Genomic DNA, 25,460 nt, shown 5'->3' on the forward strand with positions numbered 1-25,460 from the left:
CGTGGTGTCCATACGGGGGAGACCGCCGGGCTCCTCGAAACTCATCGCCGCGCGGATCCGCCGAGTCGTTCAGGCGGCCGGGAGGCGGTCGATGATCCCGCCCAGGTCGGTGCGGGCGGGCAGCGTGCCGAAGGCCAGACCGCGGTCGCCGGCCAGCCGGGAGGAGCAGAAGGCGTCGGCGACGGCGTGCGGCGCGTGCCGTACGAGGAGCGAACCCTGCAGGACGAGCGCCATGCGCTCCACCAGGCGGCGTGCACGCAGCTGGGCGTCCTCGGTGAGGACCAGTTCGCCGCGCAGCTCCCGCCAGGCGGCGTCGAGACGGGCATCGGCTCCGGACGCGCTCTCGACCTCCGCACGGAAGGCCTCCAGGGACTCCGGCTCGCGGGTCAGGGCGCGCAGGACGTCGAGGGCGTTCACATTGCCCGAACCCTCCCAGATGCCGTTCAGGGGCGCCTCACGGTACAGGCGGGGCATGCCGGAGGCCTCGTCGTAGCCGTTGCCACCCAGGCATTCGAGCGCTTCGGCGACGGCGGCGGGCTGGCGCTTGCAGACCCAGTACTTGCCGACCGCGGTGGCCAGCCGCAGGAACGCCCGCTCACCGCTGTCCCCCCGCTGGGCGCGGTCGGCCGCACCGGCGATGCGCAGGGCCAGGGTGGTCGCGGCCTCCGACTCCACGCCGAGGTCGGCGATGACGTTCCGCATGAGTGGCTGGTCGATGAGCCTGGCACCGAGGACCGAGCGGTGGCGGATGTGGTGGGCGGCCTGCGCGAGCGCGGCGCGGGTGCCGGACGCGGAGCCGAGGACGCAGTCGAGGCGGGTCATGGTGACCATCTCGATGATGGTCCGCACACCCTGGCCCTCGGTGCCGACCAGCCAGGCGACGGTGTCGTCGAACTCCGGCTCGCTGCTGGCGTTGCTGCGGTTGCCGAGCTTGTCCTTCAGCCGCTGGATACGGAAGGTGTTGCGGCCGCCGTCGGGGAGCACGCGCGGGACCAGGAAGCAGGACAGCCCTCCGGGCGCCTGGGCCAGGACGAGGAAGAGGTCGTTCATCGGGGCACTGGTGAACCACTTGTGGCCGCGCAGCCGCCAGGTGCCGTCCGCCATCTCCACCGCCGTGGTGGTGTTGGCGCGGACGTCGGTGCCGCCCTGCTTCTCCGTCATGCCCATCCCGGCCAGCAGGCCCCGCTTGCCGGCGGGGGCACGCAGCCCCGGGTCGTACACCCGGCTGGTGAGCAGGGGCTCGTACTCCTTGGCCAGCTCGGGGGTGGAGCGCAGGGCGGGGACGACGGCGTACGTCATGGAGACCGGGCAACCGTGACCGGCCTCCGTGGTGCTCCACACCATGAACCCGGCGGCGCGCGCCACATGGGCGCCGGGCCGGTCGTCGGCCCAGGGGGCGCCGCCGAGGCCTTCCCGGATCGCGACGTCCATCAGGGAGTGGTAGGCGGGGTGGAAGTCGACCTCGTCGACACGGTTGCCGTAGCGGTCGTGGGTGCGGAGCACGGGCTCGTACCGGTTGGCCTCCTCGGCCCAGCGCTGGGTCTCCTCGCTGCCGGCGAGGCGGCCGACGCGGTGCAGGTCGTCGAGGTACCAGCCGGCGCCCTCGCGGCGCACGCCCTCCAGGAGGACGGGGTCGTCGGCGATGTCGTGCCCGACGAGGGGCGGGACCTGGTTGATCACGTCGTGGGTGTGCGCGGTCGGGTTGCTCCGCGGCGGCGGGACGTCGGCGGTGGCGGTCATGGACGGGTCCTCCGGGATCGGTGGTCGTGGTGGCCGGCCCTCCGGCGGCCCGGCGGCCATGCCCTCGCGTCGAAGAAGTGAACCAGGATTCAGTGCTTCTCGCCAGACCTGGACGCCGGCGGTTCCGGCCGCGCGGGGCCGGAGCCCGTGGGGGCGGGCCCCGCGGCGCCGGGCGGCGGCCTTGCCGTGCTGGTCACGTCCCGCGTCCTGCTCGGCACGGCGTGGACCACGTCGAGACCGAGGGGTTCGCCCGCGACCGCGCCGCCCCTGCGGCGCGATGCCGGGCGCCGCCCCTCTCGCCCTGTGACCCACGTCACATGCCGTTCCTGTCAGGAATCGGGGCGCTGTTCCGCTCAAGTCACCGGAAGCAAGCGAACCGACGGGAGCAACTCATGAAGCACCGCATCGTCGTCCTCGGCGCCGGGTATGCAGGGGCCTACATGGCCGGCACCCTGGCGCGCCGGCTGTCCTCGGCGGACACCGAGATCACCGTGGTCAACGCCGTGCCGGACTTCGTCCAACGGCTGCGGCTGCACCAGCTCGCGGCCGGCCAGGAGATCGACGCTCCGCAGCTCGCCGACGTCTTCGCGGGAACGGGGATACGGCTGCGCCTGGCCCGTGTCACCACCGTGGACCCCGAGCGCCGGGTCGTCACCGTGGCCGACGACGGCGGCGGCGACGAGCTCGGCTACGACACGCTCCTCTACGCGCTCGGCAGCCACGGCGCCGACGGTGGCGTCCCCGGCGTGGCCGAGCACGCCTTCGACGTCGCCGCCCGCCCCTCCGCGCTGCGCCTGCGCACGCGCCTGGACAGCCTGAGCACGCGGGACGACGGCGGGAGTGTGCTGATCGTCGGCGACGGGCTGACCGGCATCGAGACCGCCACCGAGATCGCCGAATCCCGGCCCGGACTGTCGGTGACGCTGATCGCCCGCGGCGAGCTGGGCGCCCAGCTCACGGCCGGAGCCCGCAGCCACCTGCGCCAGGCCTGCGACCGCCTCGCCATCACCGTCCTGGAGCACACCAGCGTCGAAGCCGTGGAAGCCACGCGGGTGCTGTGCGCCGACGGCACCGCCCTGGCGTCCGACGCGACCGTGTGGACGGCCGGGTTCGCGGTCAGCGGCATCGCCGCCGCGAGCGGGCTCGAGGTCACCGAGAACGGTCGGATCGTCGTCGACCGCACCATGCGGTCGGTCTCGCACCCGAACGTCTACGCCGCGGGCGACAGCGCCTACGCCCTCGGCGACAACGGCCGGCCGCTGCCGATGTCCTGCGCCTCGGCCGGCTACACCGGCCGGCAGGCCGTGGACACGATCGTGGGACACCTGACCGGCCGTGAGATCGCGAACACCAAGCTGGAGTACGTGGGCAACCACATCAGCCTCGGCCGACGGGACGGGATCCTGCAGATGGTCGACGACGAAGGACAGGCGAAGCCGAAGTACCTCGGCGGCCGGAAGGCCGCGCGGATCAAGGCGGGCATCCTCAGGATGTCACTGTGGGCCACCGAGCACCCGACCTTCGGCCTGCCCAAGCGCAGGCACCGCCTGACGGCCACGCGGAACGTGCCCGCGGAGCAGGTGGTCCGTGCCGAGAATCCCGCGTCAGCGGCCACCGCCATGTCCGCGATCCGGAAGGGCTGACCGGCGTCGAGTCCGAGACCCCGCCCACCTGGGCCAAGGTCGCAACTCCCCGCCCGTACAGGCAAAATGGCCCCGAACGGAGTCTTCCGGAGCACCGTCTAGGGTGGCACGCATGGACAGCACCGCCACTGATCGCTTCGACACCAGCCGGTTCGAGGCCGGCCGGAGCCGGCTGGCCTCGCTGGCCTACCGGCTGCTCGGCTCCGCCACCGATGCCGAGGACGCGGTGCAGGACGCGTTCCTGCACTGGCAGGCCGCGGACCGGCAGCGGATCAAGGTGCCGGAGGCCTGGCTGACCAAGGTCGTCACCAACCTGTGCCTGGACCGGCTCCGCTCGGCACAGGCCCGCCGCGAACGCACCGCAGGCGCCTGGCTGCCCGAGCCGCTCCTCGACGGCGACGCGATGCTCGGCCCGGCCGACACCTTCGAGCAGCGCGAATCGGTCTCCCTGGCGGTGCTGATGCTCATGGAGCGGCTGTCACCCCTGGAGCGGGCCGTCTACGTCCTGCGTGAAGCCTTCTCCTACAGCCATGCCGAGATCGCCGAGATCCTCGACATCACCGAGTCCGCGAGCCAACAGCACCTGCACCGGGCCCGGCGCCGCATCACCGCCGGGCGCCGAGGCGGCGGCGAAGTCGACCCGGCATCGGCCCGCAGGATCGTCGAGGAGTTCCTCGCCGCCGCCTCCTCGGGCCGCACCGAACGCCTCGTCGCGCTGCTCACCGACGACGCGACCGCGATCTCCGACGGTGTCGCCGGCCTGGCCGAGAAGCTTCTGCGGTACGACACCCCGCGGCGCATCGCCGCCGTGGTACGGGCCGGCTTCAAGCCCACTCCCGCGAAGCGGCGACTGGCCGGCGGCTCGCCCGCGGTCCACTACGCGCTCGTCAACGGCGCCCCGGCCATCCTCTTCGTGCTCGGCGACCAGATCATCGGAGCCGTGACGTTCGACATCGCAGACGGCAAGATCGCGACCATCCGCGGCATCGCCGCTCCCACCCGCCTCCTCCGCCTCACCGAAGCCTGGCGGCAGCACGGACCGGACACGCCCCTCATCACCCAGTGGTGACCTGACACCGGCCGCGACCGGCGGGGCCTCCGCGCGTGGCCGGAGTCACCCACCGCGATCGGCCCTCCGTCGCATGGCTCTCGCCCTGACCGGTTGTGCGCTGTCGTGCCAACCCCTGGGCGCAGGAGGTCAATGCGGTCGCTCGGGTCGCTCGTAGCGTCAAGAAGTGCCGAGCCGCGGGACGCGGCCGGCGCGCTACCGACTGCTTCGAAAGGGCCCCTCATGTTCGACATCAACAAGGTGCAGGCCGCTCCGAGCAAGGACCTGCTCACGCCCGACAACTCGGTCATGCTCTTCGTCGACCACCAGCCGCAGATGTTCTTCGGCACCGGCAGCGGCGACCGTGCCGCGATCATCAACAGCACCGTGGGTCTCGCCAAGGCCGCCCAGGCGTTCGACGTGCCGGCCGTCCTGACCACCGTCGCCGCCGAGTCCTTCTCGGGCCCCCTGCTGCCGCAGCTCGCCGAGGTGTTCCCCAAGAACGAGATCATCGATCGCACCAGCATGAACGCCTGGGAGGACGAGGCACTCGTCGCGGCGGTCAAGGCGACCGGACGCAAGAAGATCATCCTGTCGGGTCTGTGGACCGAGGTCTGCCTGGTGCTGCCCGCCCTCTCCGCGCTGGAGCAGGGATACGAGGTGTACGTCGTCACCGACGCCTCCGGCGGCGTCAGCCCGACCGCCCACGAGCACGCGATCCAGCGGATGATCGCCGCCGGTGCCGTGCCGGTGACCTGGGTGCAGGTGCTCCTGGAGCTCCAGCGCGACTGGGCGCGCCAGGAGACGTACCCCGCGGTCATGGAGATCGTCAAGGCCCACGCGGGCGCCTACGGCCTGGGCGTCGTGTACGCGCAGTCGGTCATCGGCGCGCACGCGGCCGGCTGACCCCTGTGGACACCGGCATTCTGATCCTGCGTCTGCTGGTGGGACTGCTCGTCGCCGGCCACGGTGTGCAGAAGGTCAGTTCGCACCTGGGCGGCAAGGGACTCGAAGGCGGTACCGAGGAGTTTCGTCGTGACGGCTTCCGCGGCGGCGCCCTCACCGCCCTGGCCGCGGGCGGAGGACAGATCGGTTCTGGCCTGCTGCTCGCCGCCGGCCTCCTGACCCCGCTCGCCGCCACCGGCGCCATCGGGGTCATGACCGTCGCTCTCACCGTGAAGTGGCGTCACGGCCTCTGGGTGCAGAACGACGGATACGAGTACCCGCTCGTCCTCATCGGCACCGCCGTCGCCCTCGCCGCCACCGGCCCCGGTGCCTGGTCCCTCGACGCGGTCCTCGGCCTCACGCCGTACCCGCTGTGGTGGGCGGCCCTCGCGCTCGCGGCCGGTCTCGGCAGCGGGCTGCTCACCCGGCTCCTCCTGCACCGGCCCCCTGCCCCGGCGAGCGCCGAGCGCTGAGCGCGGCCACGCAGACCGGGTCCGGCCGCCCGCGTACCCCCGAACCGGCGGCCGGGCCCTTTCCACCCGTCTCCCCGAACAGGAGCACCCGATGGACACCCTCACGACCCCGCACGGCGGCGGCCAGCCGCTGCTGCACCAGAAGGGCGCCGAGACCCAGACGTTCGGCACGCTCAAGCGGCTGCCGATCGGCCTCGGCCACGACACCCGCATGTACGCGTGCCGGCGGCTGAACCGCGTACTCGCCGACACGCAGATCCTGCACTCCCTCTACAAGAAGCACCACTGGCTCATGCGAGGGGCGACCTTCTACTCGCTCCACCTCATGCTGGACAAGCACGCGGAGGCCCAACTGGCCATCGTGGACGCGCTGGCCGAGCGGATCCAGAGCCTCGGCGGCGTCACGGTCGGAGACCCGCGCCACGTCGCGGAACTGACCGCCATTCCCCGGCCGCCGGACGGCGTGGAGCCGGTCCCCGTCATGCTGTCGCGGCTCCTCGACGCGCACGAGCGGATCCTGATCGACGCCCGGGACGCCGCCGCCCGGATCTCGGCGGAGGGCGACGAAGGCAGCACCGACCTGCTCGTCTCCGATGTCATCCGCACCGGCGAGGCGCAGGTGTGGTTCCTGGCCGAGCACCTGGTGGACACCCCCCTGGTGCGCGGCTGATGGAGGAGACGTACGACGTCGTCGTGGTCGGTGGCGGTCCTGGCGGCGAAGTCACCGCCGACCGGGTCGTGCGGTCGGGGCTGACCGCCGTCGTCGTCGAGGCCGAGGCGGTCGGCGGCGAGTGTTCCTACCGGGCGTGCGTGCCGAGCAAGGTACTGCTGCGTCCCGGCGCCGCCCGGGAGGCCGCACGGTCGGTCGACGGGGCACGGCAGGCGGTGACCGGGGCGCTCGACCCGGCGCGAGTTCTGGCCCGCCGCGACCGGTTCACCGGCCGCGGCGACGACACCGGCCAGGCCGACTGGCTGAACAGCGCCGGCATCCCCCTCGTACGGGGGCACGGCCGGCTCGCCGGAGAGCGCCGCGTGGAGGTGACCGGGGCCGACGGTACGGTCCGTACCCTGCGGGCCCGGCTCGCGGTCGTGCTCAGTCCCGGCACGGACCCCGCGGTCCCGCCGGTCGAGGGGATCGACCGGATCGGTGTGTGGACCAGCCGGCAGGCCACCACGGCCGACGCGGTGCCCGAGCGGCTCGTCGTCATCGGCGGCGGAGTGGTGGCCTGCGAGATGGCCACCGCGTGGCACTCGCTCGGCTCCTCCGTCACTCTGCTGGTCCGCGACCAGGCCCTGCTGACCGGCTGGGAACCATGTGCCGGCGAAGAGGTCACCCGTGGGCTGAGCGATCTGGGCGTCACGATCCGCTTCGGGGTGTCGGCCGTCCGGGTCGCCCGTGACGCCGACACCCGCACCGTGACCGTGAACACCGACGACGGCACCGCCCTCGTCTGCGACGAGGTCCTCGCCGCCGTAGGCAGGCGCCCGCGCACCGCGGACCTCGGCCTGGACTCCGTCGGGCTGCCGGCCGGCGGCTGGCTCCCGGTCGACGACACCTGCCGGGTCACCGCGGTGGACGGCGAATGGCTCTATGCCGTCGGCGACGTGAATCACCGTGCGCCGCTGACACACATGGCCAAGTACCAGGCCCGCGCCTGCGCGGCGGCGATCGCCGAGCGAGCCGCGGGGCGCCCCGCCGTCACCGGCGGCCGGCAGCCATGGAGCGCGGAGGCCGGCCACGCCGCCGTCCCGCAGGCCGTCTTCACCCTTCCCGAGGTCGCGAGCGTCGGTCTCACGGAACGCGCGGCGCGCGAAGCGGGGTTCGCGGTGCGCACGGTGGAGTACCGCATCGACGACGTCGCGGGGGCCGCGCTCCACGCGGACGACTACCGCGGCCTCGCCAAGCTCGTCGTCGATGAGACCCGAGGGGTCGTCGTCGGCTGCACGCTCACCGGCCCGATGGCGACCGAGCTCATCCACACGGCCACCGTCGCCATCGTGGGCGAGGTCCCTCTGGAGCGCCTGTGGCACGCCGTGCCCGCCTTCCCGACGGTGAGCGAGGTCTGGCTCCGGCTTCTGGAGGCGTACGGCCTCTGAGGCCCCGTCCCCCTCTCCCGAGCCCGCCCGGCCGGCGCACCCTCCCGCTCGACGGAGCACATCCCCACGCCTCACCACCCGACAAGGACACACCCACCCATGCCACTCACGAGGCGTACCCTCGCCCTCGCCATGCCCGCGACGCTCGCCGCCCTGATCGGCGCCGCACCCGCGAGCCGCCCCGCCGCCGAGAACACCGACCGGCACGATCCCAAGCCCACGATCGTCCTCGTCCACGGAGCGTTCGCGGACGCCTCCAGCTGGAGCGGCACGATCAGGCGACTGCAGCACGCCGGCCACCCCGTCCTGGCCCCCGCCAACCCGCTGCGCGGTCTCGCCGCGGACACCGCCTACCTGCGCAGCGTGCTGGCCGCCGTCGAAGGACCCGTCATTCTGGTCGGCCACTCCTACGGCGGCGCCGTCATCAGTGGCGCCGCCGTGGGCAACAGCCGGGTGAAGGCCCTCGTCTACATCGCCGCGTTCACCCCGGACAAGGGCGAGAGCGCGGCCGAGCTCGCCGCCAAGTTCCCCGGCTCCACCCTCGGCGACACCGTGAACCCGCGGTCGTACCCGCTGCCCGGCGGTGGCACCGGCACCGAGCTCGTCATCGAACAGGCCAGGTTCCACCAGCAGTTCGCCGCCGACGTCCCCCGCGCGGACGCGGCCGTCATGGCCGCCACCCAGCGCCCGGTCGCCACCGCCGCGCTGGAGGAGAAGGCCGGGGAAGCGGCCTGGAGGACGATCCCGTCCTGGGCGCTGATCGCCACCGCCGACAAGAACATCCCGCCGGCCGCCGAACGGTGGATGGCCCGGCGCGCCGGTTCGCAGATCACCGAAGTGGACGCGTCCCACGCAGTGGCCGTCTCCCGCCCGGCCGTGGTCACCCACGTGATCCTCGCCGCCGCGCGCTCGACCCGCTGACGCCCCACCCGCCCCGCACATCCCCGAAGGAGAACCCCTCATGAAGAACCGTCCGGTCCTCGAACCCGCCGCTCAGGCTTTCGCCGACGCCACCGCCCAGCCGCCGTACCTCTACCAGATCCCCGTCGCCGAAGGCCGTAAGGCCGTGGACGACGTACAGATCGGTGAGGGCGTCCCCCTGCCGGACGTCGACGAGGAGTGGATCACCGTCCACGGCGGCCCCACCGGCGACGTCCGCGCCCGGATCGTCCGCCCCCGTGGCGCGACCGGCCCGCTCCCCGTCATCCTCTACATCCACGGCGCGGGCTGGGTCTTCGGCAACGCCCACACCCACGACCGGCTCGTCCGCGAACTCGCCGTCGGCACCCGGGCGGCCGTGGTCTTTCCCGAGTACGACCTCTCGCCCGAGGCCCGCTACCCCGTCGCCATCGAGCAGAACTACAGCGTCGCCCAGTGGGTCGCCCGGGAGGGACACCACAAGGACCTCGACGGCACCCGGATCGCCGTCGCGGGCGACTCCGTCGGCGGCAACATGAGTGCCGCCCTCACCCTCATGGCCAAGCAGCGCGGCGATGTGACGCTCGTCCAGCAGGTCCTCTTCTACCCGGTCACGGACGCGAGCTTCGACACCGGCTCGTACCACCGGTTCGGTGAGGGCTACTTCCTGCGCCGCGACGCCATGAAGTGGTTCTGGGACCAGTACACGACCGACGAGGCCGAGCGCGCCCAGATCACCGCTTCCCCGCTGCGCGCCTCCACCGAGCAGCTCGCCGGCCTGCCGCCGGCCCTGGTCATCACGGCCGAGGCGGACGTCCTGCGCGACGAGGGCGAGACGTACGCGGCGAAGCTCCGTGCCGCCGGCGTCCCCGTCACCGCTCTGCGCGTCCAGGGCGTCATCCACGACTTCGTGATGCTGAACGCACTGCGCGAGACCCGGGGCGCGGAGCTCGCCATCGGCGTCGCCACCGACATCCTCCGCAAGGCCCTCGCGTGACGGGGCCCTCTACCAGCATGCCCGTGGCGGGCCTCGTCCCCGCCGCGCGCCGGGAACACGAGCACGCCGACCTCCTCGTCCGCAACGCCAAGGTGTTCACGGGTGACCCCGCCCGCCCCGAGGCCCGCGCCGTCGCCATCCGCGACGGCCGGGTCGCGGCCCTCGGCGACGATCACGACCTCGCCCGCCTCGTCGGGCCGGGAACCAGGGTCGTCGACGCGCTGGGCCGCCGGGTGATCCCCGGTCTGAACGACTCGCACCTGCACGTCATCCGGGGCGGCCTGAACTACGTCCTGGAGCTGCGCTGGGACGGGGTACGCAGCCTCCGCCAGGCCCTGGCCATGCTGCGCGAGCAGGCCGGCCGCACCCCGAAGGGGCAGTGGATCCGGGTGGTGGGCGGCTGGACCGCCGAGCAGTTCGCCGAGCGCCGGATGCCGACCGTCGCCGAGCTGAACGCCGCCGCCCCCGACACCCCGGTCTTCGTCCTGCACCTGTACCAGTCGGCCCTGATGAACCGGGCCGCGGTGCGAGCGGCCGGGTTCACCCGCGACACCCCCGATCCTCGCGGCGGCCAGATCGTCCGGGGCCGGGACGGCGAACCCAACGGAGTCCTCCTCGCCGCCCCGAGCGCGCTCATCCTCTACTCGACCCTGGCCAAGGCGCCGGCTCTCGACGAGGCCGACAGGCGGACGTCGACACGACACTTTCTGCGCGAGCTGAACCGCTTCGGCCTGACCTCCGCGGTCGACGCCGCCGGCGGCTTCCAGAACTTCCCCGACAACTACGCGACCGTCGTCGACCTCGCGAGGTCGGGGGAGCTGACCCTCCGCATCGCCTACCACCTCTTCCCGCAGACGGCGGGGCAGGAACTCGCCGACCTGAAGCGCTGGACCGAGGTGGTCAAGCCGGGGGACGGGGACGAGTGGCTCCGGCTGAACGGCGCCGGCGAGAACCTGACCTGGGCCGCCGCCGACTTCGAGAACTTCTCGGAACCCCGGCCCGAGCTCGCCGCGGGCTACGAGACCGAGTTCGAGAGCGCCGTACGGCTCCTGCTCGAGAACGGCTGGGGCTTCCGCCTCCACGCGACGTACGACGAGACGATCCGCCGCGACCTGGCCGTCTTCGAGAAGCTCGCCTCGGAGGGACTCTTCCCCGGCGGCAACCGGTGGCTCTTCGACCACGCGGAGACCGTCTCGGCCGGCAGCCTCGACCGGATCGCCGCCCTCGGCGGAGCCGTCTCCGTCCAGAACCGCATGTCCTTCCAGGGCGCCGCGTTCCTCGACCGCTACGGCGCCGAGGCAGCCACCCACACCCCGCCGGTCCGGGCCATGCTCGACCGCGGCCTGACGGTCGCCGCCGGAACCGACGCCACCCGCGTCTCCTCGTACAACCCCTGGGTCGCGCTCCACTGGCTGGTGACCGGGCGCACCGTCGGCGGCACGTCCCTCTGCCCGGCGGGGAACCTGATCGACCGGGAGACCGCCCTCGGCCTCTACACCCGGGGCGGGGCGCGGCTCACCGGCGAGCAGGACGTCAAGGGAACCCTGCGAGAGGGCTCGTACGGCGACCTGGCGATCCTCTCCGACGACTACCTGACCGTGCCCGAGGACGTCATCCCCGACATCGAGTCCGTCCTCACCGTCGTCGGCGGCCGCATCGTCTACGCGACCGCGGAGTACGACGGGCTCGACGAGGCCCTTCCGCCGGTGAGCCCCGAGTGGAGCCCTGTGGCCCGCTTCGGCGGCTACCAGAGCGGTGCCCGTCAGGCGTCGCTCGTCGCCGAGGCCGTCGCCGAGTCCGAGCGGCACCGCCGGTGGCGCACCGCGCGCGACTCCGTCCCCGAGCCGACGCCGTCCTTCGTCGACCCCTGCTTCGACCACTGAAAGAGAGGCATCGGATGACTGCCGCCTCCCCGGCCGCCGACGGCGGCGAACCGGACCCGGCCGCCCCGCCCGGACGCCGTTTCGAGCCGGACCTCCGGTCGATGACACGGATCAACCTGCGCCCCATCGCCTCACCCATGCCGCTCGGCTTCTTCACCATCGCCATCGCGTCCGTGATGACGGGCTGCCTCCAGCTCGGGCTCTTCGACGAGACGGCCCGCAGCGCCGTCGCCTTCACCGTGCTGCCGGCCTTCGTCCTGCAACTCCTGGTGAGCTTCCTGGCCTTCGGGGCCCGTGACGTGATCGCGGCGACGCTGATGGCGGTCTTCGCCGGCAGCTGGCTGCCCTACGCGCTCATCATGCTCAGTGGCGCGCCCGACGGCCTTCAGGTCCTCGGCGTGTTCAACCTGGCGCTCCTCTGCTTCGGGGCCCTGATGACCGCCGTGACCCGGCCCAAGCGGGCGCTGTGGCTCGTCCTCGCGGTCTCCCTGCCCCGCTGGGCGGCCACCGGCCTCGGCGGCGTCACCGGCGCCGAATGGCTGACGCGCACGTCCGGTGTGCTCGGCCTCGTGGTGGCGCTCGTCGCGATGTACACGGCGTTCGCCCTGATGCTCGAGGACATGCGCAGCGAGCAGGTCCTCCCCATCGGCCGCAGTGGCCCCGCCCACCTCGCCGTCGAAGGCGACCTGGCCGTCCAGCTCCGCAACCTGGAACGCCAGGCGGGCGTGCGCCGCACGCTCTGACCGCCCCACCATCCCGTCACACCACGACCGCACAGGAGCACGCATGGAACCGCAGGTGACGGACCGGCCCGAGAAGTCCCGGTACGAGATCCTCGCCGGCGACGACGGCACCGAGACCGCGGGCTTCGCCGAGTACCACCTCTCGGAGGGCGAGATCGCCTTCATCCACACCGAGATCGATCCCCGCTTCGGCGGCCGGGGCCTGGGCGGGCTGCTCGCACGCGGCGCCCTCGACGACACCCGGACCCGCGGGCTGGGCGTCCTGCCGTACTGCCCCTTCATCCGGGGCTGGATCGGCAAGCACCCCGAGTACGCCGACCTGGTGCCCGAGGCGCGCCGTGCCCGCTTCGGTCTCTGAAACACCCCGACATCCACCTCCTGCCCCCAGCCGCACACCGAGGAGTTCTCCCATGTCCCGACACGCCCGTCCCACCGTCGTCCTGGTCCACGGCGCCTTCGCCGACGCCTCCAGCTTCGCCCGTGTCATCCCCGAGCTGACCGCCGCCGGCCTGGAGGTGACAGCCCCTGCGGTACCCAACCGGAGCCTCGTCGACGACGCCGCGTACATCGCCTCCGTGATCCGTGCGGTCGAAGGCCCCGTGATCCTGGTGGGGCACTCCTACGGCGGCGCCGTCATCACTCTCGCCGGTACGGAGGACAACGTCCGCGCCCTGGTGTATCTCGCGGGATACGCCCTGGAGGAGGGGGAAAGCCTGGGCGAGCTGCAGGGCGGCTTCCCCGACTCCGGTCTCACCGACGCGCTGGTCTACACCCCGTTCCCGGTGGCCGGCTCCACGGAGACCGGCACCGACGTCTCGGTGGCGGTCGACCGTTTCCCCGAACTGTTCGCGGCCGACGTCGAGCCCGAGCTCGCCGCGGTGCTCGCCGTCTCCCAGCGCCCCCTGGCCGCGCGGGCCTTCTCCGAGGCGGCGCCGGTCGCGGCGTGGAAGACCAAGCCCTCGTGGGGCCTGGTGGCCTCCGCCGACCGCACGATCAACCCCGATGTGGAGCGATTCGGCTACGAGCGGGCCGGCATGACCACCGTCGAGGTCGACTCCTCGCACCTGGTCATGCTCGCCCGGCCCAAGGCCGTGGCGGAGCTGATCCTGGACGCGGCCCGGTCCACGGGGCACTGATCCGACGCTTGGACATCGAACGATTGGTCTCTGTCGTTCGAACGCTGTAGCTTCCGACACGCCCGCCGAGTACACCCCGGCGGGCGATCGGAGGAAGTACACCCATGAGGTTCGGCGTGAGGCTCGCACTCGCCGTCATCACCCTCGCTGTCACCGCCACCGCCTGCGGCACCCCGCAGAAGAGCGATTCGCGGTCGCACACCAGCGCGGACTGCGGACCGTACGCCCGGTACGGCAAGCACCCCGGCACCGAGGTCACCGTCTACGCGGAGAACCGGGACCGGGAGGCCGATCTGTTCGAAGAGACCTGGGCGGACTTCGCGGACTGCACGGGAATCGACGTCCAGTACGAGGGGGACGGAGAGTTCGAGACCCAGATCCAGGTCCGGGTGGAGGGCGGGAACGCGCCCGACGTGGCGTTCTTCCCCCAGCCCGGTCTCCTGGAACGCTTCGCGCGGGACGGGAGGCTCAAGCCCGTGAGCGCCGGCGTCGCCGCTCTCGCGAAGCAGGGCTGGTCGGCCGACTGGAACAGTTACGCGACCGTGGACGGCACCCTCTACGGCACGCCGCTCGTCGCGAACGTGAAGTCGTTCGTGTGGTACTCCCCCACGTTCTTCCGCGACAGGGGACTGAACGTTCCCCGCACGTGGTCCGAGCTGATGGCCGTGACCGAGAAGGTCGCGGCGTCGGGAGTCAAGCCGTGGTGCGCGGGCATCGAGTCCGCCGAGGCGACCGGCTGGCCCGTGACGGACTGGATCGAGGACGTCCTGCTGCGCCAGCAGGGCACGCACGTCTACGACCAGTGGGTCGCCCACGAGATCCCGTTCAACGACCCGCGGGTGATCAAGGCCATGGACACCGTGGGGTCCCTCCTCAAGAACGACCGGTACGCCAACGGCGGCTTCGGCCCGGCCCGGTCCATGGCGTCGATCTCCTTCCAGGAGGCCGGCACGCCGGTTCTCTCCGGCGAGTGCGCGATGCACCGCCAGGCCTCGTTCTACGCCGACATGTGGCCCAAGGGCACGCAGATCGGACCGGACAAGGACGTCCACGCCTTCCTCCTGCCGGGGGCCGACCCGGCGAGCCATCCCGTACTGGGCGGTGGGGTGTTCACCGCGGCGTTCGCCGACCGCCCCGAAGTGCGGGCGTTCCAGGAGTACCTGGCCTCCGCGGACTTCGCGAACGCGCGGATGAAGAAGGGCCCGTTCGTCTCGGCGAACAGGGGCGTGGATTCGGCGAACGCCGCGACGCCGGTCGACAGGCTCTCGATCCAGCTGCTCCAGGAGCCCCGGACACAGTTCAGGTTCGACGGTTCGGACCTGATGCCGGCGTCGGTCGGCGCCGGGACGTTCTGGAAGGGAGCCGTCGACTGGATCGGCGGCGCGAGCACCCGGCAGGTCGCCGACTCCGTCGAACGGTCCTGGCCGAGCCACTGATGTCGTTCGACGCCGTCGCCCAGCTGCCCAAGCTGATGTACCTGCTCCAGGGCGTCGCCGCCTTCGCGGCGGTGGTCGCCCTGGTCCTGCTCGCGCTGCACCGGGGGCCGGTACGGAGGAGGGCCGCGGCCCTGATCCTGCTGGCCCCCGCGCTGCTGCTGCTCACGGTCGGCCTCCTCCTGCCCGGTCTGCGCACCCTGGTGCTGTCGTTCACCGACGGCGGGGGAGACGCGTGGGCCGGCTTCGACAACTACGTGTGGATGTTCACCGACCACCGGGCGCTGGTGGCGCTGCGCAACACGGTGGCGTGGGTGGTGCTCGTGCCGCTGACGTCGACCGCGGTCGGTCTGCTCTACGCGGCGGCCGTCGCACGGTCGCGGTTCAGAGCGTCGGCGCTGTCCCTCGTCCTGATGCCGATGGCGATCTCCTTCGTCGGCGCGGGTGTCGTCTGGAAGTTCGTCTACGCCTACCGTCCCGCGGAAGCCGGGCAGATCGGGCTGCTGAACCAGCTCGTCGTCGCGTTCGGCGGCGAACCGCGGCAATGGCTCGTGGACTCCCCCTGGAACGTCCTGTTCCTCATCGGGGTGATGGTGTGGACCCAGGCGGGCTTCGCGGCCGTCCTGCTGGCCGGCGCGATCAGAGCCGTACCCACGGAGCTCACCGAGGCCGCCCGGCTCGACGGCGCGTCCCCCCGGCAGATCTTCCGGCGGATCACCCTGCCGTCGATCAGGCCCACGCTGCTCGTCGTGCTCCTCGCCCAGGCGATCGGCACCTTCAAGGCCTTCGACATCGTCAGGACCATGACCGGCGGACAGTTCGACACGGGCGTCATCGCCCACGAGATGTACGACCAGGCCTTCCGCTACGGCGAGACGGGCCGCGGCGCCGCGCTCGCCGTGCTCCTCTTCCTCCTCGTCACCCCCTTCGTCGCCCACCAGGTCAGGGCGCAGCGGAGGACGAGGTGAACGGCGTCCGGGAGCGTCTGGCCTCCCGCGCCTCCACGTCGGTCGCCGTGGCGATCGCGGTCCTCTGGACGACACCGACCCTCGGTCTCCTGCTCTCCTCGTTCCGCCCCGAGGAGGAGATCAAGACGACGGGCTGGTGGACCGTGTTCGGTACTCCGCACCTCACGCTCGACAACTACGGCGAGGTGCTGTCCGGCGGCGGGAACGGGTCGGGGCGGCTCGCGGAGTACCTCGTCAACTCCGTCGTCATCACCGTTCCCTCGGTGCTGTTCCCGCTCGTCCTGGCCTTCTTCGCAGCGTACGCCCTGGCCTGGATCGACTTCAGGGGGCGCGACGCGCTCGTCGTCGGCATCTTCGCGCTCCAGGTCGTGCCGCTCCAGATGGCCCTGGTCCCTCTCCTGAAGCTCTTCTCCCAGGGCTGGTTGTTCCTGCCCGCGTGGCAGCTCACCGGACCCGCGCGGTTCGGCCAGGTCTGGTTCGCCCACACGGCCTTCGCGCTGCCGTTCGCGGTGTTCCTCCTGCACAACTTCCTGGCGGGGCTGCCCCGGGACCTGATCGAGGCCGCCCGCGTCGACGGCGCGTCGCACGGGACGCTGCTGCTCCGGATCGTGCTGCCACTGGCCCGCCCGGCCCTGGTCAGCTTCGCCGTCATCCAGTTCATCTGGGTGTGGAACGACCTCCTCGTGGCACTGACTCTGTCAGGCGGAACGGCCGAGACCGCGCCGATGACGGTCAGACTCGCGAGCATGGCCGGGACCTACGGCAACGAGTGGCAGCGGCTCACCTCGGGAGCCTTCGTGGCGGCGCTCGTCCCGCTGCTCGTCTTCTTCGCCTTCCGGCGGCACATCGCACGGGGACTGCTCGCCGGATCGGTCAAGGGATGATCCCCGGCCGGCCCGCGGAACGAGCTGTGGCGACGGGGCTGAGCCGGCCCGGACTGCGGGGCCGCGAAGCCGAGCTGGAGCGGCTGCGCGCCCTGGTCGAGGCGGTGCGCGACGGCGAGGGAGGAGCGATCGCGCTGCTCCTGGGCGAGCCCGGGATCGGGAAGACCGCGCTGCTCCAGGAGGCCGTCTCGCTGGCACGGGCCCACGGATTCCTCGTCAGCCACGGACGCGCCGAGGAGCTGCACGAGCTGGCCCCCCTCGCCTCACTGGCCTCGGGCCTCCTGCACGGAGACCCGCCGCTGCTGGCCGCCACGGACTTCGCGGACCTCGCCGGCCACCACGACCAGCGCATCTGGCTCGTCGAACGGCTGGCCCAGCTGATCGAGGAACGCTCGGCGGGCGCGCCCGTACTGATCGCTGTCGACGACGTCCAATGGGCCGACCCGTTGAGCCGCTTCGCCCTCAGCGTCATGCCGGCCCGGCTGCTCAGCTCCCCGGTCCTCTGGCTGCTCACGAGCAGGGAGAATCCGGAACCGTACGGGCAGGGGCCGCGGACGACGACCCTCCCGCTGCGGCCGCTGTCCGGGACGGCCCTGGCCGAGCTGGCCCGCGACGTTCTCGGCGGGGACGTGCCGGCACGGGTCGAGGGGCTCCTCGACGGGGCGGGCGGCAACCCCTTCCTCGCGGCCGAGATGCTCGCGGGGATCGCGGCCTCGGGCGTGGACGGACCGGAACCGCCCGAGCGGCTGGTCCTCGGTGTACGCGGCCGACTGGCCGACCTCCGGCCGGACACCCTGCACTTCCTGCGGATCGGCTCGGTCCTCGGCCGCGCGTTCTCGCTCGCCGACGCCGCCGCCCTGTGCGGCCGGCCCGCCTCCGCACTCAGCGCCGAAGTGGACGAGGCGATCGCCGCCGCCCTCCTCCACGACGACGGCGAACGCCTCCTGTTCCGCCACGACCTGCTCCGCCAGGCGGTGTACGCCGACCTCGCCCCCTCCGTACGCCGGGCGCTGCACCGGGAGGCCGCGAGCCTGCTCGTCGCGGCGGGCCGGAGCTCCGTCGACGCGGTCCCGCATCTGCTGAAGAGCGCCGAGCCCGGCGACATGGAGGCGATCGGACTGCTCGGCGAGGCCGCCGCGGACGTGAGCGCCGTGATGCCCGACCTCGCCGCCGATCTGGCCGTACGCGCCCTGGAACTTGTACCTCCCCGTGCGCCCATGGCGTACGACGTGGGGGAACGGGCCATCGTCGCGCTGACCCGCGCGGGCCGGTACACCCAGGCACGGGACACCGGCGACGCGCTGCTCTCCCGGCAGCCGCCCCTCGACGTCTTCGCCCGTCTGCAGTGCGTACTCGGCGACACGCTGTGGCACCTCGACGACGTCCACGAGCTGACCCGCCGCTCTACGGCGGCGCTGGCGATCGTCACCGACCCGGCGGTCCGCGCCCGCCTGACCGCCCGGCAGGCCCTGGCCCGCTCCCGCGGCAGCGACCTCGCGGCCGCACGCGAGACCGGTGAACGGGCGCTCGCCGAGGCGGAGCGGGCCGGTGACCGGGAGGCCCGCGTCCTCGCGCTGTGGGGCCTCGGCGAGATCGCCCTCAACGCGGGCGACTGCGCCGCCGCCCTCGCACACCACACGGCCCTGGGCGTGTTCGACGCGGCCTTCCTTCCCGAGGAGGCCATCGCCCTGATCCACATGGACGACCTCGACACCGTACGGCGACTGCTCCAGACGGCGAGCGACGCTCCCCTGCGCCCCGCGATGCTGATCTGGGCCCAGGGAACCCTCAACATGGGGCTCGGCCGGCTCGACGACGCGGACGCCGACTTCGTCACGGCCGAGCGGCTCGAAGGGGACCTCCACGTGCCCGGCAACCTGGTCAACATCCGCGTCAACCGCGGCCTCCTGGCGTTGCTGCGCGGCGCACGCGAGGCCGCCGGGGAACACCTGGACGCCGTGCGGGCCAGTGTGGCCGACCGGCCGAACACGGGCAACCACGCCTCACACCAGTACTTCGAGGCCGTGGTCGCCGACGCCGACGGCGACCACGCGGCAGCGGCCGAACTCGTCCGGTCCGTGCAGCGCGACCACCCCTTCCTCCGGTGGCGGCTGCTGCGCCCCCATGTCGTCCACGCCGTGCGGATCGCCCTGCGCGGCGGGGACCGGAACCTGGCCGAGGATCTCGCGGCCCAGGCCGCCGCACACGCCGCCCGGAACCCCGCCGTGCCGACCGCACAGGGGACGGCCGCCCACGCGTCCGCCCTGCTGAACGGCGACCACGGACTCCTGGAGCGGGCGGTCCGCACCCTCCTCACCGGCCCCCGGCCGCTGCCCCTCGCCGCCGCGTCCGCCGACCTCGGACGCGCGCTGCTGACCTCGGGCGACACCGCCGCCGCGACACCCGCCCTGACCAGGGCGCACGACATCTACGCCCAGGCCGGTGCCGACGCGGCGGCCGACCGGGTCCGGGCCGATCTGGAACGGGCCACAAGCCGCGCCGGCCGACGTACCGGACGCCTGCGGCCACGCGCCGACCAGGGCTGGGAAGCGCTGACCGCCTCGGAACGCAAGGTGGCCCGGCTGATCGCCGCGGGTCACACCAACCGGTCGGCCGCGGAGGCGCTCGTCGTCTCCCCGCACACGGTCAACACCCATCTGGCGTCGATCTTCCGCAAGCTCGCGGTGCGCTCGCGGGTCCAGCTGGCCCGGATCGTCCTGGCGGAGGACGACGCCGGAACGGCCACCCGCGACTGAGCGACCTCTGCGCCCCCGTGCCAGGTGCGGTGCGCGGGACGGCAACAGGAGGCGCGGGACCGGTCCTAGCGTGACGGGCATGCCGCGCCGCTTCTCCGCGCGGACCAGTCCACCCGAAACGAGGGAACCCCCATGCCGTACATCACCGTGGGCCAGGAGAACACCACCCCCGTCGAGCTGTACTTCGAGGACCAGGGCGCGGGGCAGCCCGTCGTCCTCATCCACGGCTTCCCGCTCGACGGCCACTCCTGGGAGCGCCAGAGCGCCGCGCTGCTCGACGCCGGCTACCGCGTGATCACGTACGACCGCCGCGGCTTCGGCCAGTCCTCGCAGCCGACCACCGGCTACGACTACGGCACCTTCGCCGCCGACCTGAACACCGTGATGGAGACCCTCGACCTGAACGACGCCGTCCTCGTCGGTTTCTCCATGGGCACCGGCGAGGTCGCCCGCTACGTCTCCGCGTACGGCTCCGGCCGCGTCTCCAAGGTCGCCTTCCTGGCCTCGCTCGAGCCCTGCCTGCTCAAGACCGGCGACAACCCGGACGGCGTCGCCCCGCAGGAGTTCTTCGACGGCGTCGTCGCCGCCGTCAAGGCCGACCGGTACGCCTACTACACGGCCTTCTTCAACGACTTCTACAACCTCGACGAGAACCTGGGCACCCGCATCAGCGAGGAGGCCGTCCGCAACAGCTGGGACACCGCCGCCCGCGGTGGCTCCTTCGCCGCGTCCGCCGCGCCGGCGACCTGGTACACCGACTTCCGCGCCGACATCCCCGCCGTCGATGTGCCGGCCCTGATCCTGCACGGCACCGCCGACCGCATCCTCCCTGCCGAGGGCACCGCGCGCCCCTTCCACAAGGCCCTTCCGTCGGCCGACTACGTCGAGATCGAGGGCGCTCCGCACGGCCTGCTGTGGACCCACGCCGAGGAGGTCAACACCGCCCTCCTCGCCTTCCTGGCGAAGTGACACCGCACTGTCGACCCGCCGGGTGACGCCGGAGGAGCCCACGGCGTCACCCCGGCCCCCCGGTTCCCGGCGCGGGAACCGGACGAGCTCAGGAGAGCAGACACCCCATGCAGTTCGGCATCTTCACCGTCGGGGACGTGACCCCCGACCCCACCACCGGCCGCACCCCGACCGAACGCGAGCGCATCAAGGCGATGGTCGCCATCGCGCTCAAGGCCGAGGAGGTCGGCCTGGACGTCTTCGCGACCGGCGAGCACCACAACCCGCCGTTCGTCCCGTCGTCGCCGACCACCATGCTCGGCTACATCGCGGCCCGCACCGAGAAACTGATCCTGTCCACGTCCACGACGCTGATCACCACCAACGACCCGGTGAAGATCGCCGAGGACTACGCGATGCTCCAGCACCTGGCCGACGGCCGGGTCGACCTGATGATGGGCCGCGGCAACACCGGTCCCGTCTACCCGTGGTTCGGGCAGGACATCCGCCAGGGCATCAACCTCGCCAAGGAGAACTACGCCCTGCTGCGCTGGCTGTGGCGCGAGGACGTCGTGGACTGGGAGGGCACGTTCCGCACGCCGCTCCAGGCCTTCACCTCGACACCGCGGCCCCTGGACGGCATCGCGCCCTTCGTCTGGCACGGATCCATCAGGTCCCCCGAGATCGCGGAGCAGGCCGCCTTCTACGGCGACGGCTTCTTCCACAACAACATCTTCTGGCCGGCCGACCACACCAGGCGCATGGTGCGGCTGTACCGGCGCCGGTTCGCGCACCACGGCCACGGCCGCCCGGAGGACGCGATCGTCGGCCTGGGCGGACAGGTCTTCATGCGGAAGAACTCCCAGGACGCCGTACGGGAGTTCCGGCCCTACTTCGACAACGCGCCGGTGTACGGCCATGGCCCGTCCCTCGAGGACTTCACCGAGCAGACCCCGCTGACGGTGGGCTCTCCCCAGCAGGTCATCGAGCGGACCCTGTCATTCCGGGAGACCGTCGGCGACTACCAGCGCCAGCTGTTCCTGATGGACCACGCGGGCCTGCCCCTGAAGACCGTCCTCGAACAGCTCGACATCCTCGGCGAAGAGGTCGTGCCCGTACTGCGGAGGGAATTCGCCGAGGGGCGTCCGGCCGACGTGCCGGAGGCACCCACCCACGCGTCCCTCCGAGCCGCCCGGGAGGTGCCCGCCGCGTGAAGCTGACCATCGTCTCCGCAGGGCTGAGCACCCCCTCCTCCACCCGCCTGCTCGCGGACCGGCTGACCGAATCGGCCCGCGACGGACTCGCCGGCCGGGGCCACGAGGCGTCCACCGACGTCGTGGAACTGCGCGAACTCGCCGGCGACATCGCCAACCACCTCGTGACCGGATTTCCCCCGCCGCGACTGAGCGCCGCGATCGACGCCGTGACGGCGGCCGACGGCCTGATCGTCGTGACTCCCGTGTTCGCGGCGTCCTACAGCGGTCTCTTCAAGTCCTTCTTCGACGTGATCGACCCGGACGCCCTCACCGGAAAGCCGGTCCTGATCGCGGCGACCGGCGGCACCGCCCGCCACTCCCTGGCCCTGGAGCACGCCGTACGCCCGCTCTTCGCCTACCTCCGCACCGTCGTCGTCCCCACCGCCGTGTTCGCGGCCTCCGAGGACTGGGGCTCGGGTGGGGACGAGTACACCGACGGCCTGCCCGGCCGAGTCCGCCGGGCGGGCGCCGAACTCGCCGCGCTCATGGCGGCGCGCCCGGTCGGGGAGGAGCCCGAGGACGACGTCACCGCCCTCGAACGGCAACTCGCCGACCTGCGCTTCGACTGAGACGGGCCCGTGGACCGGGCGACGGCGGGGCGGTGCGCGTGGTTCATACTGTTCCGCCGTATGAGCGTGAACCGAGTGACGACCAGGACCGTGCCCGAGGAGCTCGACGGCGCACGGACACCCCTCCGCGGCAGGGACGCCGAACTGGCCTTCATCGAGGCGCGGCTCGACGCGCTCGACCGGGGCGAAGGCGGGATCGTCCGCGTCGAGGGCCCCGCCGGCATCGGCAGGTCCAGGATCCTCGCGGAGGCCGCGGCGGCTGCGAGGCGGCGCGGGACGAGGGTCTTCGAGGGGGCGGCGGACCCCGACGAGCACGTCGTGCCGATCGGCCCGTTCCTCGACGGAGTGCTCGCCGGCAAGGGGCCGCTGTCGGGATTCGTCCGTCTCCGGGACCTCGCCACGACACCCGGGCAGCGGTTCTGGCTGCTCCAGGAACTGGGCGACCGCCTGCGGGAGACCGCGCGGAACGGCCCTCTGCTCGTCGTCCTCGACGACCTCCAGTGGTGCGACGACCTGACCCTCCTCACCTTTCACACCCTCGCGGCCGGACTCTCGTCGCACGCCATCCTGTGGCTGGCCGCCGTGCGCGGCGGCAGTGTGCCGTCGGGAGTGCGCACGACCCTGGACAGGATCCGGCAGGCAGGCGCACACGAGCTGGCACTGGGAGCGCTGGGGGACCGGGCGACCGCACAGATCACCGAGGACGTCCTGGGCGCCGCTCCCGCCCCGGACGTCCTGGGCGTCGCCCGCCGCGCCGAAGGGGTGCCACAGCTGCTGGTCGAACTGCTCGGCCCACTGCGCCAGGACGGGACGGTGACGATCGAGAAAGGCATGGCCAGGCTGTCCGCCGGACCCCCGGCCCCACGGGTGCTTCCCTCCGTCGTGCGCCGCCTCGACCAGCTGTCCGACGAGGCCCGGGAGCTGGTGCGGACGGCAGCCGGCGTGGGCGGCCCGGTCACCGTCGGACAACTCGCCGAACTGCTCGGCAGGCCCCCGGCGGCGCTCATCACGGCAGTACAGGAATCCCTCGACGCCGATCTGCTCGCCGAGAGCGGCGACCGCCTCGCCTTCCGCCACGACCTGATCCGCGAGGCGGTGGGAGCCGGCCTTCCCCTGCCGCTTCGAGCTGCCGAGGCGCTGCCGGGGAGCGCGGCCTCCTCCGTCGAGCGTCCCGGGCCCTCGGCGGGAACATCGGGCCGAGACGCCGCGGAGGCCGACCGGCTGCGCACCGCCGCGGCGGAACTCGCGTCCACCGCCCCCGGACTTGCCGCGGAGCGCAGCCTCAAGGCCCTGGAGCTCACCTCGACGGATGCTCCGGAGCGGCCTCGGGTCGTCGCCGAGACGATCCCGCTGCTCTGGCAGACCGGCCGGGCCGCACAAGCGCGTGAGCTGGGGGCCTCCGCCCTGGCGGCCGGCGGTCTCGGACCCGAGGACGAGGCCCTCATACGCCTTGCCCTGGCACGCCTCGCCGTGCAGTTCGACTTCTCCGAGGCGGTCCGCCAGGCCCGCGCCGGGGCGGAACTGCCCGGAATATCCGTGACCGCGAGGGGGCGACTGCTCGCCATGCTCGCCGTCGGCCTGTCGATGTCGGGCGAGCACGCCGCGGCCGAGCAGGTCGCAGCGGACGCCTGGGAGACTGCGGCGGCAGCGGGGGACCGCACCGCCGAGGCCACGCTGACGACGGTCCGCTCGGCCGTCAGTTTCCACCGCATGGACCTGACCGAGGCGTTCCGGCAGGCCGAGCGGTCCGCCGCGCTGGCCGACGCCCTGGGCGTCAGCACCTCGCTGTGGGTGCCGGAGGCCTTGTGGCACGCTCTCCTGTCGAACACCACAGGGCGCACCGCGGAGGCACTCGCCGTCGCGGAGGAGGGCATCCGGATCACCAGGGAGCAGGGCCGCACGGCCGCCACCCGCATGTGGCTCATGACCCGCACCCGCGTCCTGCTGGAAACCGGACGGCTGTCGGACGCCCGGGCCGACGCCGAAGCCGCGTCCCCGGCGACCGGCGATCCCGGCCCGGGCAACCTCGCCGACGTCACCCTCCGGTACGTGATGCTGCGCGTCGCCCTCCACACCGACGACCGGCGGACCGCCGAAACGTACGCGGCGGAGGCGAGGCGCATGCGGAGCGACGGCGCACCCGTCGTCCGGCACTTCGGCACCTGGATGCTGGCCCTTATGGCCGACTTCGAAGGCCGGCCCGACCGTGCCATGGCCGAACTCGACGAGGTGATGACGTCGCCCGCCGGGGACCGGCCCGCCTACGCCGGACTGATCGACCCCGCCGACGCCCCGGTGCTCGTCCGTATGGCGCTGCGCGCGGGCAGGCACGAACGGGCCGCGCAGGCGGTCGCCCTGGCCGAGAAGCGAGCCGAGCTCAATCCCGGCCTCACGTTCCTCGCCGCCACCGCCGCGCACGCCCGGGGGCTCCTCGACAACGACCTCACCCCTCTCGTACGCGCCGTCCGGCTGTACGAGGACTGCCCTCGGGTGCTGGCCCGGGCGTCGGCGCTGGAGGACGCCGGACGCAAGCTCGCGGCCACCCGCAGGTCCGAGGCGGTGCCGTACTTCGAGACGGCCCTCGCGCTCTACGCGCGATCCGGTGCCGAGAGGGACGCCGCACGCGTCCGCCGGCGCCTGCGGGCCGCCGGCGTCCGCCGTCGGCCCTCGGCCGCCGGACTCTCGGACACATGGCCCGAGTTGACGGCCGCAGAGCTTCGGGTGGTACGGCTCGTGGCCCGAGGGCTGACCAACCAGCAGGTGGCCGAACACCTCTCCCTCTCACCGCACACGGTGAGTTCACACCTGCGCCGGGCCTTCACCAAGCTGGACGTCACCTCGCGCGCCGAGCTGACCCGGCTGGCCAAGCACCGTGACAGCGGAGAGTAGTCGGTTCGTATCCCACGCGGGTGTCGTGGCAATGGACGATTCACGCGATGTGCCGGCGTCGTCGTTTCCTCAGACTGATCAAGAACCGCGGAATGCAGAGGTCCGCGGGGAAGAGTGGATCGAGAGAGGAACAG

At 72.6% G+C, this 25,460-nt stretch carries 21 protein-coding genes; 20 read left to right on the forward strand and 1 reads right to left on the reverse strand.

Features of this window, described 5'->3' with window-relative positions; all coding sequences use genetic code 11:
• Window positions 1-69: 69 nt before the first annotated feature.
• Window positions 70-1,740 carry an acyl-CoA dehydrogenase family protein gene (locus tag ACFVYX_RS02975; RefSeq protein WP_389679527.1) on the reverse strand — a complete coding sequence of 557 codons (1,671 nt, stop codon included), beginning with the start codon at window positions 1,738-1,740 and terminating at the stop codon, window positions 70-72.
• A gap of 392 nt (window positions 1,741-2,132) precedes the next feature.
• Here ACFVYX_RS02975 and ACFVYX_RS02980 point away from each other — a divergent pair, with 392 nt between their 5' ends.
• The 20 genes from ACFVYX_RS02980 to ACFVYX_RS03075 all read left to right on the forward strand — a co-directional run bounded on the left by ACFVYX_RS02980 (window position 2,133) and on the right by ACFVYX_RS03075 (window position 25,326).
• Window positions 2,133-3,383, forward strand: coding sequence for an NAD(P)/FAD-dependent oxidoreductase (locus ACFVYX_RS02980; RefSeq protein WP_389679528.1), 1,251 nt, complete (start codon window positions 2,133-2,135; stop codon window positions 3,381-3,383).
• A 112-nt stretch (window positions 3,384-3,495) separates the two neighbouring features.
• A complete protein-coding gene (locus ACFVYX_RS02985) occupies window positions 3,496-4,452 on the forward strand; it encodes a sigma-70 family RNA polymerase sigma factor (RefSeq protein ID WP_389679529.1) in 957 nt (318 codons plus the stop codon).
• A 222-nt stretch (window positions 4,453-4,674) separates the two neighbouring features.
• On the forward strand, window positions 4,675-5,337 hold the full coding sequence (locus ACFVYX_RS02990) for a hydrolase (protein ID WP_389679530.1): 663 nt from the start codon (window positions 4,675-4,677) through the stop codon (window positions 5,335-5,337).
• A gap of 5 nt (window positions 5,338-5,342) precedes the next feature.
• Window positions 5,343-5,849: a DoxX family protein gene (locus ACFVYX_RS02995; protein WP_389679531.1), complete on the forward strand. Its 507-nt coding sequence runs from the start codon at window positions 5,343-5,345 to the stop codon at window positions 5,847-5,849.
• Between the two features lie 91 nt (window positions 5,850-5,940).
• Window positions 5,941-6,519, forward strand: a complete 579-nt coding sequence (locus tag ACFVYX_RS03000) for a Dps family protein (RefSeq protein ID WP_389679532.1) — start codon at window positions 5,941-5,943, stop codon at window positions 6,517-6,519.
• Complete coding sequence (locus ACFVYX_RS03005) at window positions 6,519-7,946, forward strand: dihydrolipoyl dehydrogenase family protein (protein ID WP_389679533.1); 1,428 nt, start codon at window positions 6,519-6,521, stop codon at window positions 7,944-7,946. Before ACFVYX_RS03000 ends, ACFVYX_RS03005 begins: the two co-directional genes overlap by 1 nt.
• Window positions 7,947-8,045: 99 nt before the next feature.
• Window positions 8,046-8,867: an alpha/beta fold hydrolase gene (locus ACFVYX_RS03010; protein WP_389679534.1), complete on the forward strand. Its 822-nt coding sequence runs from the start codon at window positions 8,046-8,048 to the stop codon at window positions 8,865-8,867.
• Window positions 8,868-8,907: 40 nt separating this feature from the next.
• Complete coding sequence (locus ACFVYX_RS03015; protein WP_389679535.1) at window positions 8,908-9,861, forward strand: alpha/beta hydrolase; 954 nt, start codon at window positions 8,908-8,910, stop codon at window positions 9,859-9,861.
• 17 nt (window positions 9,862-9,878) lie between these two features.
• Window positions 9,879-11,744 carry an amidohydrolase gene (locus tag ACFVYX_RS03020; protein ID WP_389679536.1) on the forward strand — a complete coding sequence of 622 codons (1,866 nt, stop codon included), beginning with the start codon at window positions 9,879-9,881 and terminating at the stop codon, window positions 11,742-11,744.
• Window positions 11,745-11,758: 14 nt separating this feature from the next.
• Window positions 11,759-12,487 carry a GPR1/FUN34/YaaH family transporter gene (locus ACFVYX_RS03025; RefSeq protein ID WP_389679537.1) on the forward strand — a complete coding sequence of 243 codons (729 nt, stop codon included), beginning with the start codon at window positions 11,759-11,761 and terminating at the stop codon, window positions 12,485-12,487.
• A gap of 43 nt (window positions 12,488-12,530) precedes the next feature.
• Entirely contained in the window at window positions 12,531-12,845 is a 315-nt protein-coding gene (locus ACFVYX_RS03030) for a GNAT family N-acetyltransferase (protein ID WP_389679538.1), read from the forward strand.
• A 52-nt stretch (window positions 12,846-12,897) separates the two neighbouring features.
• On the forward strand, window positions 12,898-13,623 hold the full coding sequence (locus ACFVYX_RS03035) for an alpha/beta fold hydrolase (protein ID WP_389679539.1): 726 nt from the start codon (window positions 12,898-12,900) through the stop codon (window positions 13,621-13,623).
• Window positions 13,624-13,727: 104 nt separating this feature from the next.
• Entirely contained in the window at window positions 13,728-15,059 is a 1,332-nt protein-coding gene (locus ACFVYX_RS03040; RefSeq protein WP_389679540.1) for an ABC transporter substrate-binding protein, read from the forward strand.
• Complete coding sequence (locus ACFVYX_RS03045) at window positions 15,059-16,024, forward strand: carbohydrate ABC transporter permease (RefSeq protein ID WP_389679541.1); 966 nt, start codon at window positions 15,059-15,061, stop codon at window positions 16,022-16,024. The genes ACFVYX_RS03040 and ACFVYX_RS03045 overlap by 1 nt, the downstream gene beginning before the upstream one ends.
• Window positions 16,021-16,908 carry a carbohydrate ABC transporter permease gene (locus ACFVYX_RS03050; RefSeq protein WP_389679542.1) on the forward strand — a complete coding sequence of 296 codons (888 nt, stop codon included), beginning with the start codon at window positions 16,021-16,023 and terminating at the stop codon, window positions 16,906-16,908. Before ACFVYX_RS03045 ends, ACFVYX_RS03050 begins: the two co-directional genes overlap by 4 nt.
• Complete coding sequence (locus tag ACFVYX_RS03055; protein WP_389679543.1) at window positions 16,905-19,664, forward strand: helix-turn-helix transcriptional regulator; 2,760 nt, start codon at window positions 16,905-16,907, stop codon at window positions 19,662-19,664. Before ACFVYX_RS03050 ends, ACFVYX_RS03055 begins: the two co-directional genes overlap by 4 nt.
• Window positions 19,665-19,796: 132 nt before the next feature.
• The gene (locus ACFVYX_RS03060) at window positions 19,797-20,633 is read left to right on the forward strand and encodes an alpha/beta fold hydrolase (protein WP_389679544.1); all 837 of its coding nucleotides are present in this window, start codon (window positions 19,797-19,799) and stop codon (window positions 20,631-20,633) included.
• Between the two features lie 107 nt (window positions 20,634-20,740).
• Entirely contained in the window at window positions 20,741-21,826 is a 1,086-nt protein-coding gene (locus tag ACFVYX_RS03065) for an LLM class flavin-dependent oxidoreductase (RefSeq protein WP_389679545.1), read from the forward strand.
• Window positions 21,823-22,437, forward strand: coding sequence for an FMN reductase (locus ACFVYX_RS03070; RefSeq protein WP_389679546.1), 615 nt, complete (start codon window positions 21,823-21,825; stop codon window positions 22,435-22,437). Before ACFVYX_RS03065 ends, ACFVYX_RS03070 begins: the two co-directional genes overlap by 4 nt.
• 60 nt (window positions 22,438-22,497) lie before the next feature.
• Window positions 22,498-25,326 carry an AAA family ATPase gene (locus ACFVYX_RS03075; protein ID WP_389679547.1) on the forward strand — a complete coding sequence of 943 codons (2,829 nt, stop codon included), beginning with the start codon at window positions 22,498-22,500 and terminating at the stop codon, window positions 25,324-25,326.
• Window positions 25,327-25,460 lie beyond the last annotated feature (134 nt).

The organism is Streptomyces sp. NPDC058326, from assembly GCF_042879855.1.
GTDB lineage: Bacteria > Actinomycetota > Actinomycetes > Streptomycetales > Streptomycetaceae > Streptomyces.